Origin of the sequence: Nocardioides currus (genome assembly GCF_003057875.1) — a bacterium.
GTDB lineage: Bacteria > Actinomycetota > Actinomycetes > Propionibacteriales > Nocardioidaceae > Nocardioides > Nocardioides currus.
In genome coordinates this window covers 661,613-677,677 of sequence record NZ_PYXZ01000002.1, presented here as the reverse complement: position 1 = coordinate 677,677, position 16,065 = coordinate 661,613, and the positions used below count along the sequence as shown (strand labels likewise).

The 16,065-nt window shown below is 70.5% G+C and carries 14 protein-coding genes and 1 tRNA gene; 3 read left to right on the top strand and 12 right to left on the bottom strand.

Annotated elements, in window-relative coordinates; translation table 11 throughout:
* Positions 1–21: 21 nt before the first annotated feature.
* The 9 genes from C7S10_RS08355 to C7S10_RS08315 all read right to left on the bottom strand — a co-directional run bounded on the left by C7S10_RS08355 (position 22) and on the right by C7S10_RS08315 (position 11,072).
* The gene (locus C7S10_RS08355; RefSeq protein WP_108343918.1) at positions 22–2,454 is read right to left on the bottom strand and encodes a heavy metal translocating P-type ATPase; all 2,433 of its coding nucleotides are present in this window, start codon (positions 2,452–2,454) and stop codon (positions 22–24) included.
* A 176-nt stretch (positions 2,455–2,630) separates the two neighbouring features.
* The gene (locus C7S10_RS08350) at positions 2,631–4,991 is read right to left on the bottom strand and encodes a hypothetical protein (protein WP_108343917.1); all 2,361 of its coding nucleotides are present in this window, start codon (positions 4,989–4,991) and stop codon (positions 2,631–2,633) included.
* Positions 4,988–5,392, bottom strand: a complete 405-nt coding sequence (locus C7S10_RS08345) for a hypothetical protein (RefSeq protein ID WP_133176464.1) — start codon at positions 5,390–5,392, stop codon at positions 4,988–4,990. Before C7S10_RS08345 ends, C7S10_RS08350 begins: the two co-directional genes overlap by 4 nt.
* 314 nt (positions 5,393–5,706) lie before the next feature.
* Positions 5,707–5,780: transfer RNA gene (locus C7S10_RS08340), tRNA-Met, on the bottom strand.
* A gap of 54 nt (positions 5,781–5,834) precedes the next feature.
* Positions 5,835–8,759 (bottom strand): UPF0182 family membrane protein, encoded by a 2,925-nt coding sequence (locus tag C7S10_RS08335; RefSeq protein ID WP_243395283.1) that lies wholly within the window; start codon positions 8,757–8,759, stop codon positions 5,835–5,837.
* Between the two features lie 5 nt (positions 8,760–8,764).
* Entirely contained in the window at positions 8,765–9,307 is a 543-nt protein-coding gene (locus tag C7S10_RS08330) for a PPA1309 family protein (RefSeq protein WP_108343914.1), read from the bottom strand.
* Between the two features lie 13 nt (positions 9,308–9,320).
* Positions 9,321–10,370 carry a YlbL family protein gene (locus tag C7S10_RS08325; protein WP_108343913.1) on the bottom strand — a complete coding sequence of 350 codons (1,050 nt, stop codon included), beginning with the start codon at positions 10,368–10,370 and terminating at the stop codon, positions 9,321–9,323.
* 26 nt (positions 10,371–10,396) lie between these two features.
* Positions 10,397–10,627: a hypothetical protein gene (locus tag C7S10_RS08320; RefSeq protein WP_165807084.1), complete on the bottom strand. Its 231-nt coding sequence runs from the start codon at positions 10,625–10,627 to the stop codon at positions 10,397–10,399.
* A 4-nt stretch (positions 10,628–10,631) separates the two neighbouring features.
* Positions 10,632–11,072, bottom strand: a complete 441-nt coding sequence (locus C7S10_RS08315) for a molybdenum cofactor biosynthesis protein MoaE (RefSeq protein WP_108343912.1) — start codon at positions 11,070–11,072, stop codon at positions 10,632–10,634.
* Positions 11,073–11,134: 62 nt separating this feature from the next.
* On the opposite strand from C7S10_RS08315, the gene C7S10_RS08310 reads away from it, so the two are divergent.
* Positions 11,135–12,460: a zinc-dependent metalloprotease gene (locus C7S10_RS08310; RefSeq protein WP_108343911.1), complete on the top strand. Its 1,326-nt coding sequence runs from the start codon at positions 11,135–11,137 to the stop codon at positions 12,458–12,460.
* Positions 12,457–13,011, top strand: a complete 555-nt coding sequence (locus tag C7S10_RS08305; protein ID WP_108343910.1) for an NUDIX hydrolase — start codon at positions 12,457–12,459, stop codon at positions 13,009–13,011. Before C7S10_RS08310 ends, C7S10_RS08305 begins: the two co-directional genes overlap by 4 nt.
* Here C7S10_RS08305 and C7S10_RS08300 read toward each other — a convergent pair.
* From C7S10_RS08300 to C7S10_RS08290, 3 genes are all read right to left on the bottom strand, one after another.
* Entirely contained in the window at positions 12,993–13,523 is a 531-nt protein-coding gene (locus C7S10_RS08300; protein ID WP_243395266.1) for a M48 metallopeptidase family protein, read from the bottom strand. The genes C7S10_RS08305 and C7S10_RS08300 overlap by 19 nt on opposite strands.
* Positions 13,516–14,550 carry a PHP domain-containing protein gene (locus C7S10_RS08295; RefSeq protein WP_108343909.1) on the bottom strand — a complete coding sequence of 345 codons (1,035 nt, stop codon included), beginning with the start codon at positions 14,548–14,550 and terminating at the stop codon, positions 13,516–13,518. The genes C7S10_RS08300 and C7S10_RS08295 overlap by 8 nt, the downstream gene beginning before the upstream one ends.
* A 321-nt stretch (positions 14,551–14,871) precedes the next feature.
* Entirely contained in the window at positions 14,872–15,678 is an 807-nt protein-coding gene (locus C7S10_RS08290) for an enoyl-CoA hydratase/isomerase family protein (protein ID WP_108343908.1), read from the bottom strand.
* Positions 15,679–15,835: 157 nt separating this feature from the next.
* Here C7S10_RS08290 and C7S10_RS22160 point away from each other — a divergent pair, with 157 nt between their 5' ends.
* A complete protein-coding gene (locus C7S10_RS22160) occupies positions 15,836–15,994 on the top strand; it encodes a DUF5679 domain-containing protein (RefSeq protein WP_091026547.1) in 159 nt (52 codons plus the stop codon).
* The last annotated feature ends 71 nt before the right edge of the window (positions 15,995–16,065 follow it).

The following is a 16,065-nucleotide window of genomic DNA, read 5'->3' as shown; positions in this document are numbered from 1 at the left end:
GATCGTACGGAGTCGCTGGTCTCACCCCAGCTTCTGGGTCCGCAACCGCAGCGCGTTGAGAATGACGCTGACCGAGGACAACGCCATCGCGGCCGCGGCGATGACCGGCGACAGGAGCCACCCGAAGGCCGGGTAGAGCACACCTGCGGCGATGGGGATGCCTAGGGTGTTGTAACCGAACGCGAGGACGAGACCCCTGCGTACGTTGCTCATCACGGCGTGGGAGAGCTGGCGCGCGTGGGCGATGCCGTTGAGGTCGCCGCGCAGCAGCGTCACACCGGCGGACTCCATCGCGACGTCCGTGCCGGTGCCCATCGCCAGACCCACATCAGCCGCGGCCAGCGCCGGAGCGTCGTTCACGCCATCGCCGGCGAACGCGACCACGCAGCCCTCAGCACGGAGCCGGTTGACGACGTCGGCCTTGTGGTCGGGCAGCACCTCGGCCTCGACCCGGTCGATGCCGAGCTCGGTGGCGACAGCCTGAGCGGTGACCTCGTTGTCACCGGTGAGCATGATGACCTTGATGCCCTCCGTGCGCAGCGCGGCCAGCGCGGCGGGGGTGGTGGTCTTGACCTGGTCGGCGATCCCGATCACACCCGCGGGGGTGCCGTCGACGGCGACGAGGACGGCGGTCGCGCCCGTACGTCGCAGCCGGTCAGCCGTTTCGGCCAGGACCGACGGGTCGATGTTCTGGCTGGTGAGGAACCCTGCGGTGCCGACGAGCACCTTGCGGCCGTCGACGGTCCCGAGGACGCCCTTGCCGGCCGGGGCGTCGAAGTCAGCCACCTCGGGCAACCGCGTGGAGTCCTCGCCCCGGTTGACCATGTCGGCTTGGGCCTTGTCGACGATGGCGCGGGCGAGCGGGTGCTCGGAGGCGTTCTCCACGGCAGCCGCGAGCCGAAGCAGCTCACGTGCGTCGTGACCGGTGGCCGGCTCGACGGCGACGACGGCCGGCTTGCCCTCGGTGAGCGTGCCTGTCTTGTCGACGACAACGGTGTCGACCTTCTCCATCCGTTCGAGTGCTTCGGCGTTCTTGATGAGGACACCCATCTGGGCGCCCCGGCCGACGCCGACCATGATGGACATGGGCGTGGCCAGGCCGAGCGCACACGGACAGGCGATGATGAGGACGCTGACCGCGACGACCAGCGCGTGGGCGAGCTTCGGGTCGGGGCCCACGAGGGCCCAGATGATGAACGCGAGCACGGCGATGCCGATGACGGCGGGCACGAACACCGCGGACACCTTGTCGACGGTGCGCTGGATGGGCGCGCGGGAGCGTTGGGCTTCGGCGACCATCTGCACGATGCGGGCGAGCATGGTGTCGCGACCGACCGCGCTGGCGCGTACGAGGAGCGCGCCGGTGGAGTTGAGGGTGCCGCCGATGGCGTTGTCGCCCGGTTCCTTCGTCACCGGCATGGACTCGCCAGTGACCAGGGACTCGTCGACGGCCGACTTCCCCTCCTCGACGACACCATCGACGGGGACCTTCTCGCCGGGGCGGACGCGGAGCAGGTCGCCGAGCTGGACCTGGTCGAGGGTGACCTCTTCCTCGGTGCCGTCGTCACGCACCCGCCTGGCGGTCTTCGGGGACAGGTCGAGAAGCGCCTTGATGGCGCCTGAGGTGGCCTCGCGGGCGCGGAGCTCGAGGACCTGGCCGAGCAGGACGAGGGTGGTGATGACGGCGGCGGCCTCGAAGTAGACGTCGACGGCGCCGTCTTCGCGGAACGCGGCGGGGAAGATGCCCGGGGCCACCGTTGCGACGACGGAGAACAGCCAGGCGACGCCGGTGCCCATTGCGATGAGCGTGAACATGTTCAGCTTCATGGTGCGTATCGACGCCCAGCCGCGGGTGAAGAAGGGCCATCCGGCCCATAGGACCACCGGTGTGGCCAACGCGAGTTGGATCCACGCGGACGTGGTGGCGGATACGGCGTCGTGCAGCGGTTCGATGAGGTCGCGGCCCATGCCGAGGATGACGACGGGGATGGACAGGGCCACGCCGAACCAGAAGCGGCGGGTCATGTCGCGCAGCTCCGGCGACGGGCCCGAGTCGACCGTGACCATCACCGGCTCCAGCGCCATGCCGCAGATCGGGCACGCTCCGGGGCCGGGTCGGCGGATCTCGGGGTGCATCGGGCACGTGTACTCCATTGCCTCCCCCTCGCCGGGCGTGGGCGGGGCAATGCCACTGGCCGTCGCAGCGTGTCCGGCGTGCGCGTGAGCGTTCCCGGCCTGGTCGTGCTGGTCGTGCTGGTCGTGCTGGTCGTGGCTTGCGTACCGGTCGGGCGTGGCCTGGAACTTGTCCTTGCAGCTGGCCGAGCAGAAGTAGAACTCCTGCCCCTCGTGGGTGAGCGTGTGCTCGGTCGCGGTCGGGTCGACGCTCATTCCGCACACCGGGTCCGTGACCTGGTGCGTCGTGGCCGTGTCCGACTCGTGCATGTGCGCGTTCATGTCTCCACCATACCCCTAGGGGGTATGCGGTCAAGGGTCGTAGGCACCTTGTTCCGGGTGCCGTTGGCCACGCCCTGCGCAGCAAAGAGTCACGCTGACGGCGGCACCCACGACCTCCACGCGAGCCGGACCGCCTCATCGGTCGCGTGGAGGGAGGGGTATCGAGCTTGGACCCGTCAGACCGCCAGCGCGAGGCGTGACGGGTCGTGCTCGGCGAGATACCTCAGCACGCTGACCCGAGTCACGTGGCGTCGCCGCTGGTGCTGCACGCGCACCAGCATTCCGTCAGCAACGAGTGCGTCGATGTCCGCGCTCGCCAGTCCGGTTGCGGCCGACACCTCGGCCCACGTCATGAGGTCGTCGCGGACCGTCGGAGTGGGACGGCGAACCGGCTGCTGGGTGGCCCCGGCGAGGCTCTCGCGGGTGACCATGCGACGACCGTCGTAGGCGCGCTCGTCCTTGTCCAACCTCCCGTCCTCCACGAGGTGCTCGACCGCAGCCACCGTCGTACCGAGCTCCTTCGCTGCCTTGGAGTAGGGCACGGCACGGCGGTGCAGTTCTGCCTGGTGTGCGTAGTGCTCGCGCAGGAGGGCGGCAGTTGCGGGCGGGACGATGAAGTCGCGCTCGCCCCAGGCCTCGAGCTCGAGCCCCTTCGCGCGGACGAACTGGTACACGGTGTGGTAGGTCGTCTGGACCTCATCGGCGAGCCGGACGAGCGTGATCTGGGTGCTGAGCCGCTGGCGCAGTGCCATGGCGTCGCAGAGACGCACCCGCCGCTCCTGCCCCTTGCCACGACCGCCGCACGGGACTGACGGCACTCGACCCTCGGCCATCCAGAGACGCGCCGTCTTGGGCGTGACGTCCCAGAGATCGGCAGCCTCGACGGTCCCGAGGAGCGGCTCCCCGCCCTCGTCCGTCGTGAGGACGAGGGAGCCACGCTCGGCGAGCTCGGCGTCGATGCGCGGACCGTCCAACGCGAGGAACTTCTGGTTGCCGGTGGTGCAGCGGACGGTGGTGGGGATGACGAGTCCGACCGGGAGGTTGGTGGTGAGCTCCTTCTGGATGAGGACGGCGATCTTCCGCGCGGGGCGGAGCTTCGGGTCGTCGAGGAGGTAGCTGCGGTGGAGGACGGCGGTGCCGGCGAGGTGGCCGGCGAATCGCCGCGTGTGGGTGCCCTTCACCTTGAGGCGATCGAGGTCGGACAGGATGGTCCGTCGCATGTCGTGGGGCGTGCAGGAGAAGACCTCGTCGATCACCTCCTCCTCAGGCGTGCAGTCGACGCGGGCGGCCTCGGCAGCATCCGCCAGGGCGGTGCGGAACGCAGCCTGGCCGCCGGCGTCTCGGCGGTTGAGGCCGGGGATGAGGCGAGCGTCCTGGCGGATCACCCCGTCGGCGTCGGTGTGGAAGACAGCGACGACGAGGCGGATGAAGTCCATGAGGGCGGGCGGGACGACGAGCACGCGCTTGGAGTTCTTGGTCTTGAGCTCGTCCTTGTCGTCGCTGGTGACCTTGGTGCCGTCCGGGGCGATCTGGGTGAACTTCTTGCCGCCCTGCGTCTTGACCGCGACGGCGCCGTACTGGCCCGGCCCCTGGTCGAGCACGTCGTAGACGCGGATGCCGTAGGCCTCGCTGATGCGCAGCCCGAGGATGCGCATGACCCACAGGGCGAGCTGGTGCACGACGTGCAACCGCGAGGCGATGTCGGCGCAGCGCGTGAGACTGACGGGCTGGCGCTCGGCGCTGGGCGCCTTGTCGGTGATGTGCATGGCGAGGCTGCTGCGGTCCTGCGGGACGTCGACGCCGTGGTCCAGGGCGTACTTGCAGATTTCCTCGAAGGCCCACATGACGTCCTTGGCGACGTCCTGGGAGAGGCTGCCGTTGGTGCGCGGTCCTCGGCGGAGCTCGCCGCCGGGGCCGAGGATGTCCTCGTTGTAGAGGTCGGAGACGAGGAAGCGGTGCACCGCGGAAGACGGGTCGACGGGAACGAGCTTGCCTTCGGCCTTGCGGCGCTTCAGCGTCGACTTGGATGCCATCTTGGGGAGCTCGAGGGCCTCGGCCATGGTGACCTGCTGGGTCGGGTCGACGCCGTCCGGGACGCGGACCGTGATGTCGGTGTTCGACCGGGTGAGGGTCGCCTGCAACACCTTCACCTCGTCACGCACCATGGTCTCGAGCACGAGGCCGCGCTCGTTCATGAAGGCGGCGATGCGCTTGATGTGGCCGAGGGTCGAGGTGGCGCGGTCGTGCTTGCCGCGCCGCAGCTCCTCGTAGCGCTCGGCGTGCCACCGTTCGGCCATGGCGCGGAAGTCGGTCCCGGTCTTCTGGGTGCGCTTGTTCGCGACGCGTCCCTCGGCCCCGGGGGCGGGGAGGTCGGTGTCGCTCTCGATGGCGGCGATGCCGGCGGCGATCCAGCGGTCGACGGCCTCTTCGGTGGTGAAGGTGTAGGTCCGGCGCTTGGTGGCGCCGCGGTGAATCGGGAGGCTGGCGGTCCAGCCGCCGTCGGTCTGCTTCTTGGAACCGGTCAGCTTGCGGCTCATGCTGCACCGCCCTTGCGGACCAGGCTCTTGAGGAGGGCGATGGTGTTGGCGCGCTCATCGGCGAGGGCCGCCGCGGCGGTGAGCCTCTCCTCGAGGCGGATGACCTGCTCGCGGAGGGCCCTGGTCTCCTTGGACTCGCGCCGGGCGGCGAGCTCGTTCGCGACCTGCTCGATCTGGGAGGCGTCGAGGACGTCGGTGGCGACGAGGTCGCGGACCGGGACGCGCCAGGTCTTGCGGCCGGTCTCGTCCTGGACGGCGTTGGGCCAGCGGCCCTTGCCGGAGTCGTTCCAGGTCTTGATGGTCTTGAGGTCGCGGCCGGTGAGGTCGGCGATCTCGCTGAGGGTGAGGGTGGTGTCGGGGCTGTAGGTGGCCGGCGTGTCGCCGGGCGTCATGGGGGTCATGTCGCAGGACCGTCCGAGGCGATCAGGGTCCGGCAATCCCCGCCACCAGCCGGGCTCAACTTTCTTCAGGAGTCGTCCCTCGACGCCCCCGGATGCCCCCGATCGCCCTCGATCGGGGACGCAAGGCGGTGCAGTACACGCGTGGATCGAATGGGGGATGCACCTGGTGCGACCAGGGTCACCTAGGTCATTCGAGAAACAATCAAGCCGACAATCGACCCCGGATAGGCGCATCGGGCCACTAGATGTGGGCTGAAATGCGCTTGGCCCCCACAAGATGTGGGGGCCAAGGTGCGAATCTTTTGATTCTTGAGTAGCGGGGGCAGGATTTGAACCTGCGACCTCTGGGTTATGAGCCCAGCGAGCTACCGAGCTGCTCCACCCCGCGTCGGTGAACAGAACCTTACGGGATGGCTGGCGACGATCCCAAATCGGGTCGCCCTCAGTTGCCGGTGGCCGCCTGGCTGTCGCGCTCGTCGGCGAGCGCGACGGCCCGGGTGATCAGGTCGCGACCCTCCTCCATCAGCCTCGCCCAGCCGACCGTGTTGCCGTTGGCCTGGGCCTGGTCGGCGGCCTCGAACTTCGCCTCGGCCTGGGCGAGCAGCGACCGGATCTGGTCGTTGACCGACCCCGACGGCTCGGGGTCGGTCTGGCCCGGGTCGGGATCGGGGTCGGGCGTGGGTGTCGGGTCGGTCGCCGCGACGCCGAGCACGTCGGCGATCGCCTCACGCAGCGACGTACCGATGCCGACCCTGCCGCCGTAGGACACGAGCACGAACCGCAGGATCGGGAAGCTCGCGTCGGTGTCGGACCGCTGGGCGTAGAGCGGCTGGACGTACATCAGCCCGCTCTCGACCGGCAGCGTCAGCAGGTTGCCGTAGACGGGCGTGACGTTGCCCTGGCTGAAGGAGAAGACCTCGCTGCGCACGTCCTCGTCGGAGCTGATCTCGTTGGAGATCGCCTCCGGGCCGTCGGTGAGCTCGTCCGGCAGCTCGAGCACGGAGATCTTGCCGTAGGTGTCCGAGGTCGCGTCGCTGTCGACGTTGACGAACGACGCCAGCTTCTGTCGGCGGTAGGGCACGTAGACCGAGGTCAGGGAGTAGTTCGACGACCCGTCGGCCCCTTCGGTGAACAGGCGGTACGGCGGCTGGAGGAGGTCCTTGGTGCGCGGGTCCTTCGGGACCTCCCACCGGTTGTTGTCCTCGTACCAGTCCTTCGCGTCGGTCACGTGGTAGCGCGCGAACTGGTAGCGCTGCACCTTGAACAGGTCGTCGGGGTAGCGCAGGTGCTCCATCAGGCTGTCGGGGATGTCCGACTTCGGCTGCACGATGCCGGGGAAGACCTCGCTCCACGCCTGGAGGATCGGGTCGTCCTCGTCCCAGGCGTAGATCTTGACGGTGCCGTCGTACGCGTCGACCGTCGCCTTGACGGCGTTGCGCATGTAGTTGATCTCGTCGGTCGGCAGCGTCTGGAAGCCGTTGTCCTGGGCCAGCGAGTCGTCGGTCATCGTCTCGAGCGACTCGCGCTGCGAGAGCGGGTAGCGGTCGGTCACGGTGTAGCCGTCGAGGATCCACTGGATCTTGCCGTCGATGACCGCCGGGTAGGGGTCGGAGTCGACCGTCAGCCACGGCGCGACCTTCTCCACCATCGTCCGGGGCTCGCGGTCGTAGAGGATCTTGCTGTTGCCGTTGACCCGGCCCGACAGCAGCAGGTTGGGCTCGCCGAACTTCAGCGCGTAGATCAGCTTGTTGAACAGTCCGCCGATCGGCACGCCGCCGTCGCCGTCGTACGTCGTGGTCTGGTTCTCGTCGTCGCGCACGCCCTTGGGCAGGTCGAGCTCGACGTCGTTGCCGTCGTCGGAGGACTTGCCGACGATGGAGTACGACGGGCTGCGCTCGCCGTAGTAGACGCGCGACTCGTAGCCGTCGGGGCTGAGGTCGGTCAGCGCCGACTGGCTGATCTCCTGGCCCTCGGCCCACTGGATCGTCCCCGACTGGGTCTCGTCGTCGATCGGGCGCTGGTTGGCGTACGCCGCGATGACGCCGTTGCCGTGGGTGTAGACCGTGTGCAGGTTGGACCAGTTGCGGGCCTCCGCGCGCAGGCCTGACTGCTCGAGCTCGCGCACGCCGAGCACCAGCGCGCGGTCCTTGCCGTCGATGTTGTAGCGGTCGACGTCGAGCACGTTGCTCACCGAGTAGTAGCCGCGCACCTGCTGCTGCACCTCGAAGGTGGGGCTGACGACCTTGGGGTCGAGCAGCGGCACCGAGGAGGTGATCGCGTCGAGCGCCTCCAGGTCGGCGTTCTTCGGGTCCGGTTCGCGGGTGTACGGCGAGACCTCGATCTCGTCCAGCCCGTAGGCCGCCCTCGTCGCCTCGATGTTGGCGGCGATGTAGTCGCCCTCCTTGTCGGGCACGTTGGGACGGACCTGGAACTGCTGGACCACACCGGGCACGATCAGGCCGAGCAGGATCGCCGACAGCGCCAGCAGCGCGATGCCCATCGACGGCAGCAGCCACGTGCGGCGCCAGATGTTGAGGAAGAACAGGACCGCGCAGATCAGGGCGACGCCGGCGAGGATCTCCTTGGCCGGCAGCACCGCCTGCTCGTCGGTGTAGCCCATGCCGGTGAACAGCGAGCCGGAGCCGGTGACCAGGTCGAAGCGGTCGAGCCAGTAGTCCGCGCCCTTGGCGAGCACGAAGACGCCGAGCAGCGCCGAGAGGTGCACCTGCGCCGCCCCGCTGATGCGGTCGCGCGGGACGGACAGCCGGATGCCGCCGTACAGGTAGTGCACGAGCGCCGCCGCCAGCAGCCCGATCACGGCGAGCGCCATCACGAAGTCGGTGACGTAGTGCCACCACGGCAGCTCGAAGACGTAGAAGCCGGCGTCGCGGTTGAAGTAGGGGTCGGTGGAGCCGAAGGGCGTGGCGTGGCGCCACAGGGAGTACTCCCGCCACTTCCCCGCCGCCGAGGCGCCGGCGAAGATCCCCATCAGCGCGGAGATGCCGCCGAAGAGCCAGCCCGTCACCGGCGAGACGGCGTCGCGGTAGCGCGCGAGGTTGGCGTCGCCGCCGCTGAGCAGCATCGGGCGGGCGCGGTAGGCGAGCGCGAGGTTGAGCGCGACCACGGCGGCCATCACGCCGCCGAAGACGAGGAACAGTCCGACGCGGGTCCACAGCAGGGTCTGGAAGACGCTGCCGAAGCCGGTCGACTTGAACCACAGCCGCTCGGTCCAGAAGGACGAGAAGCCCGTCAGGACCAGGAACAGCACCACCAGCACGGCGGCGGTGATGATCAGGGTGCGCGAGCGGGTCGAGCGACCGCCGCGGGGCGGGAGCTCCTCCTGCCGCTCGGCGTCGCCGTCGAACATGCCGCTCACGCGTCCACCTCCAGAGTGCTCCTCAGCAGCTCGAGCAGTCCGGGGACCAGCTCGGTGCCGTCGACGACCGACTGGTCGTCGTCGTGTGCCCGCAGGCGCAGGGCGCAGTACGTCGCTCCGGCGCGCGTGGCCCCGGCGACGATCCGGACCTCCTGGCGCAGCGGGTGCTCGCGCGCGAACTCCTCGGCGGCCGCGGGGTCGTCGGGGATCTCCGCGTCCACCTCCGGCGGCAGCACGAGCCGCTCGACCACGGCCGCGCACCCCGTGACCTCCGGCGGCCAGGCGATCGACTCGAGGGTCACCTCGAGGGCCTGGTCGGGCAGCGCGTCCTGCTCGACGGGGGTGAAGGATCCCTCCTCGGCGGCGGCGTCGAGGCCCATCTGGGCGGCCAGTGCCGGCTCCTGGGCGACGATGCGCGCCGTGTCGACGAGGGCGTAGAGCCGGGCGGGCTGGTCCCATCCTTCTCCGGCGATGTGCGACTCGATCTCGAGCACCGCAGCGGCGAGCGCGGGGTCCTCGGGCAGGGAGAGCTCGGTCATCGTGCGTCCAGGGTCATGCGGGGTCCTCACAGGTGGGCAGGGCGGCGTCGTGGTCGTCGGTCCAGGCGGTGATCGCCTCGACGGCGTCGTGCATGGTCTCGACCCGCACCAGGCGCATGTCGCCGGTGTCGAGGTCGGTCACGTCGGAGCAGTTGTCGGCGGCCACCATGAACAGGCGTGCGCCGGCCGCCTCGGCGCCGGCGATCTTCTGTGCGATCCCGCCGATGGGGCCGGTGTTGCCCTCGGCGTCGATGGTGCCGCTGCCGGCGATCACCGCTCCCCCGGACAGCGAGCCGGGGGTCAGGGTGTCGTAGATGGCCAGGGAGAACATCAGGCCGGCGCTGGGGCCCCCGATGTTCTCGCCGATGTCGACGGTGACGTCGAAGGGGAAGGTGAAGCCGGGGCCGGGCGTGATGCCGATCCGCTTGTCGCCGTCGACGGTGCGAGGCGTCACGTCGACACTGATCTCCTCGCCCTTGCGGCGTACGACGAAGGTCAACGGCTTGCCGGCGGGCGCCTCGTCGACGGCCTTGATCACGTCCTCGGCCGTCTCGATCTGCCGACCGCCGATGGAGACGAGGATGTCGCGGACCTCGAGCCGGCCGTCGGCGGGCAGCGACTTCTCGACGTTCTGCACCTCGACCTCGGGCTCCACGTCGTAGCCGAGCTCGGTCAGGGCGGTGGCGATCGCGGAGTCCTGCGAGGAGACCATCTGCACCGCGGACTCGACGTCGCTCGACTCGTCGGTCTCGTCGGGCGCGTAGACCGCCTCGTAGGGATAGACCGCCTCGTCGGGGTCGACCCACGCGCGCATCAGCGTGGCGAGCTTGACCTCGTCCTGCGGCTCGTCGACGTAGATCGTCGTCAGCCTCAGCTCGCCGTCGTCGCGGTAGGTCTTGTGCCCGGTGACCTCGACGATCTCCTTGCCCTCGCGCGTGGAGAGGATGTCGACCGTCGGGCCGGGCCGGTATGTGACGTAGGGCAGGGGCTGGGTGCCCACGAACACGAAGAGCCCGAGCAGCAACGGCACGGACAGTAATGCCGCTAGCGCCCGCTGACTCATGGCGTCAGCCTCTCAAACGCCTGCAACTACGAGGCGCGACGGGTCGGTCGCACCGCGATCCCCGTGCTCCGGTCGGTCTCCCGCGCCGGGCGTGGGGGCTGCTTGGCACGGTGGTCCTTCTCCAGCGCCTTCGCGAGGCGGCGTACGGCGACGTCCCGGTCGACCTCGCCGCGGCCCTCGCGCCCCAGCCAGCTCACCCACACCATGGCGCCGAGCGTCACCAGCGCGGGCGGCACCAGCCAGAAGAGGATCTCCACGTGCTCAGGGTAGGCCGACCCACTCCTCGCCACCGTCGGCGAAACGCTGGTGCTTCCAGATCGGCACCCGCGACTTCAGGGTGTCGATCAGCGACCGCGAGGCGTCGAAGGCCACCCCGCGGTGGCTGGCCGTGGTGGCCACGATGACGGCGATGTCGCCGATCTCCAGGTGTCCGACGCGGTGTACGGCGACGAGCCCGTGGACGTCGTACGCCTCGGCGACCTCGGCGCAGACCGCGTGCAGCTGCTCGAGGGCGCTCGGGTGCGCGCTGTAGTCGAGGGACGCGACACCCTGCCCGCCGTCGTGGTCGCGCACCCGGCCGACGAACAGGGTCAGGCCGCCGGCGGCGTCGTCGTCGAGGGCCGCCACGACCTCGGCGACGTCGAGGGGGACGTCGCGGATGTCGACGAGGCGGATGGCGGCGTGCGAGGGGGCCTGCGTCATGCGCCTCAGTGTAGGTATCGCGGTCGGCGTCGTGCTGGGCGCGGGTGAGTACGGTTGGGGTCATGAGTGAGACCCCCGACGGACCGGAGCAGAACCCGTTCAAGGGCACCCCGTTCGAGCAGCTCTTCAACGGCATGACGAGCGCGGGCGGCGCGATGCCCGACCTGAGCCAGCTGATGAGCCAGATGCAGGCCTTCATGCAGCCCCACGACGGACCGGTCAACTGGTCCGTCGTCACCGACATGGCGCGCAAGGTCTCGGCGCAGGAGCCGGACCCGACGCCCACCCAGGCCCAGCGCGACGCCATCGCCGACGCCGTCCGACTCGCCGACCACTGGCTCGACGACGCCACCGACTTCCCCTCCGGCGTCACCACGACCGCCGCGTGGAGCCGCGCCGAGTGGATCGTGGAGACGACCGAGGTGTGGAAGCGGCTCGTCGAGCCGATCGCCGGCTCGGCCGTCAGCGCCCTCGGCAACGCCCTGCCCGAGGAGGCACGCGCGATGGCCGGCCCGCTGCTCGGCATGCTCGGCAAGGCCACCGGCGCGATGGTGGCCAGCCAGGTCGGCCAGGGCCTCGGCGCCCTGTCCGGCGAGGTGCTCGGCGCCTCCGAGATCGGCCTGCCGCTCGGCCCCGACGGCAAGGCGGCGCTGCTGCCCGGCAACGTCGAGAAGTTCGCGGCCGAGCTCGACGTCTCCAGCGACGACGTGCTGCTCTACCTCGCGCTGCGCGAGGCCGCCCACCAGCGCCTCTTCGCCAACGCACCGTGGCTGCGCGAGCACCTGATCGGTGCGGTCACCGCCTACGGCCAGGGCATCGAGATCAACACCTCCGGGATCGAGGAGAAGCTCCGCGAGATCGACCCCACCAACCCCGAGGCCATGCAGTCGGCGATGGAGGGGGGTCTGTTCGACCTCGACAAGTCCCCGGCCCAGCAGGCCGCGCTCGAGCGCCTCGAGATCACCCTCGCCCTCGTCGAGGGCTGGGTCGACGAGGTCGTCTCCCAGGCCACCGAGACCCGGATGCCCAACGCCGCCAAGCTGCACGAGACCGTACGCCGCCGGCGTGCGGCCGGAGGTCCGGCCGAGCAGACCTTCGCCTCGCTCGTCGGGCTGGAGCTGCGGCCCCGGCGCCTGCGCGACGCCTCCACGCTCTGGGGCTCCCTGCGCACCCGCCAGGGCACCGAGGCCCGCGACGGCGTGTGGATGCACCCCGACCTGCTGCCCACCGGGGCCGACCTCGACGACCCGCTCGGCTTCCGTGAGGACGCGGCCTCGCCCGAGTCGCTCTCCGACGAGGACTTCGACGCCGGGCTGCGCGAGCTGCTCGACGGGCCGGACTCCCCCGGCACGGACTCCCCCGGCGACCCCGAGCGTCCGCAGGAGTGATCCACGACGACGCGCTCGCCACCTTGGCGGGCTGGACTCCTCCGAGCCCGCACGACGCCGAGCTGCGCGACCGCTACGTCGCCCACCTGCGCGAGCACCCCGACGGGCTGAGGAAGGCGTGCTTCCCCGACCACCTGACGGCGGGCGCCATCGTGGTCTCGACCACGGGTGATGCGGTGCTCCTCAACCACCACCGCAAGGCCGACGCGTGGCTGGCCTTCGGCGGGCACATCGAGCCCGAGGACGACACCCTGGTCGCTGCGGCCACGCGCGAGCTGGTCGAGGAGTCGGGACTGAGCGAGTTCGAGCTCGACCCCGAGCCGCTCTCGCTCGACGAGCACGCCGTGGACTTCTGCTCCGACCGCGGCACGGTGCACCACCTCGACGTACGGTTCCTCGCCACCGCGACGCCCGACGCCGACCACGCGGTCAGCGACGAGTCCCTCGACGTGCGCTGGTGGCCGGTCGACGCGCTGCCCGCGACGTTCGACGACATGTACCGCCTGATCGACGCCGCCGTCGCGCGGGTGCGTCAGTCGACCTCGTCGTAGCCCTCGGGCAGCTCGAGCCGCGCCGCCGACGACCAGCCCGCGAGGTAGCCCTTGGCCCGCTCGGAGCGGGGGTAGCGGTCGACCCAGGCCCAGAAGGCGGGGCCGTGGCCGGGCTCGAGCAGGTGCGCGAGCTCGTGGATCAGGACGTAGTCGACGACCCACGGCGGCATCTGCTGGAGCCGCTCGGACAGCCGGATCGAGCGGTCGCCCGGCGTGCACGAGCCCCAGCGCGACTTCTGGTTGCTGACCCACCGCACGCTCGCCGGCTTGGCCAGCCCGCCGAGCCACGCGTCGCTCAGGGAGGTGGCGCGGGCGAGCAGCTCGGTGTCGCTCGGCTTGCGCCGCGCCTCCTTCTTCTCGATCCGCGCGACCATGTCGGCGACCCATGTCGCCTCGTCGCGCTTGCTCATCGAGGCCGGGATGAGCACCACGATCACGTCGCCCTCGCGGTAGGCCGACACGGTCCGGCGGCGTCGCTTGGAGCGGCGGACCTCCACCTTCGCCTCAGCCACGGTTGGCCCACTCGAGCAGGCGGTCGCGCGACCATGTGTTGACGATCCGGTCGGCGTCGATGCCGGCCTCCTCGGCGCGCTCGCAGCCGTAGTCGAGCATGTCGAGCTGGCCCGGCGCGTGCGAGTCTGAGTCGATCGAGAACAGGCAGCCGAGGTCGCGGGCGAGCTCGAGCAGCTTCGTCGGCGGGTCGCGGCGCTCGGGGCGGGAGTTGATCTCGACCGCCGTGTCGTTGTCGCGGCAGGCCTCGAAGACGGCCCGGGCGTCGAACGTGCTCTGGTTGCGGACACCCCGGTTGCCGGTCACGAGCCGCCCGGTGCAGTGGCCCAGGATGTTGGTGCGCGGGTTGCGTACGGCGCTGATCATCCTCCGGGTCATGGCGTCCGACTCCATGGCCAGCTTGGAGTGCACGCTCGCCACCCGCACGTCGAGGCGGCCCAGCAGCTCGTCCTCCTGGTCGAGCGAGCCGTCGTCGAGGATGTCGACCTCGATCCCCTTCAGCAGGGTGAACGTCCCGCCGAGGTGCTCGTTGATCGCCTCGACCACCCCGAGCTGGCGCGTCAGCCGCTCGGCGCTGAGCCCGCGCGCGACCTTGAGGCGCGGCGAGTGGTCGGTGAGGACGAGGTAGTCGTGCCCGAGCTCCATCGCGGTCATCGCCATCTCCTCGATGGGCGAGCCGCCGTCGGACCAGTCGGAGTGGGAGTGGCAGTCGCCCCGGAGCCTCGCCCGCAGCTCGCGGCCGCCCTGCGCGAGCGGTCCCGCGTGCTCGGCCTCCAGCTTGGCGAGGCGGTCGGGCATCACCCCGCGACACGCGTCCGCGATCACCGCGGCCGTGCTGGGACCGATGCCGGCGAGGTCGGTCAGCGTGCCGGCCTCGGCCCGGGCCGCCACCTCGTCCTCGCCCAGCGGCAGGATCACCGCCGCGGCCGAGCGGAAGGCCTGGATCCGGCGGGTGTCCTCCCGCCCACGCTCGAGCAGGAACGCGATGCGACGCAGCGCGGCCACCGGGCCGCCGGCGTAGTCACTCATCGGACCTCCTGCTCCAGGTTTCTTCGGTCCACAGGCCGTGGATCACCATCATGGCTGGTCACGGCGTTCCCACGCCGCCCGACCGGGCGTGTCCTCCACATCCCCGTCCCGGTCGAGGGGCCGCTCCTCCCCCGCCGGAGCCCCGTCGTGCACACGTTGTCCACAGGTTTGTCCACACGGGTGGACGGACCCGCATTGACCGCACGATCCGGCGTCTCATAGGTTTGCGCCAGATGAGGCCCTCGGCCCGTCGGGCTCGACCAGCGTGGGGAAGCGCTCGGTCGGACGCCAGCGGTTCGAGGGCCTCTTCTCATGTGCCTGTCAGGCGCCCTCGAACCGGGGCGCCCGCCGCTCCCGGCTGGCGCGCACGCCCTCCTGGAGGTCGGCCGTGGCCAGCGTCAGCGGCTGCGCCAGCGCCTCCCACTGCAGGGCGCTCTCGAAGTCGGCGTGGCCGCCGTCGGCGAGCGCGATCTTGGTGAGCTTGGTGGCGATCGGCGCGGTGGCCGCGACCTCGGCCGCCACCGCCACGACGTCGTCGGTGAACGACGCCGCGTCCATCACCCGCGAGACCAGTCCGATGCGCAGCGCCTCGTCGGCCTCGACGACGCGACCGGTCAGGAGCAGGTCGCGCGCGTGGGCCGGACCGACCACGTCGGGCAGCAGGAACGTCCCGGCCATCCCGGCGTGCATCCCGAGCCGGACGAACGGGACGCCGAGCTTGGCTCCCTGCGCGGCGTACCTGATGTCGCAGGCCAGGGCGAGGCACAGCCCCGCGCCGATCGCGTGCCCGTTGACGGCGGCGATGGTGGGCACCTCGAGCTTCCGGATCGAGAGCCACGCGCGGTAGAACGGCAACATCTTGTTGCGCAGGTGGTCGACGCTGGCGTCGGGCTCGCTCGAGATCCAGCTGGTGTCGCCGCCCGAGCAGAAGGCCGACCCCTCGCCGGTGACGACGACGGCCCGCACGGTCCGGTCGGCGGCGACGTCGTCGATGGCCCGCACCCACGACGCAGTCATCTCCTCGCTCATCGCGTTGCGCATCCCGGGGTTGTCGAGGGTCAGTCGGACGACGCCGGCAGCCGGTCGATCGAGCCGCAGGTGCGTGAATTCCGTGGGATTTCCAGCCATGCGCGGCAGCCTACTGACCGCGCGTGTTGCGGCCGTGCGGGCGTGAGGTTGGCGTAGGGTCGCAGGCGGACCAGTGGCCCGATCCCCAGGCCGGCGTCCCCGACGGGCTTCCCCACCACTCCCGTCGTGACGAGGCTAGAAAAACAAGGAGGCCGTCATGGCGGAGACCTGGAGCGGCGAGTTCTACTGCGTCAAGTGCAAGGAGAAGCGCGAGGCGGAGGGCGAGGTCAGGGTCAACGACAAGGGCACCCGGATGGCCAAGGCCGTCTGCCCGGTCTGCAGCACCAACCTCAACCGCATCCTCGGCAAGGCGTGAGGCTCGGCCCCACGCACCCAGACTGAGCAGTCGGCGGCGCCGCCCATGGGGTGGCGCCGCCGCTGGCATTT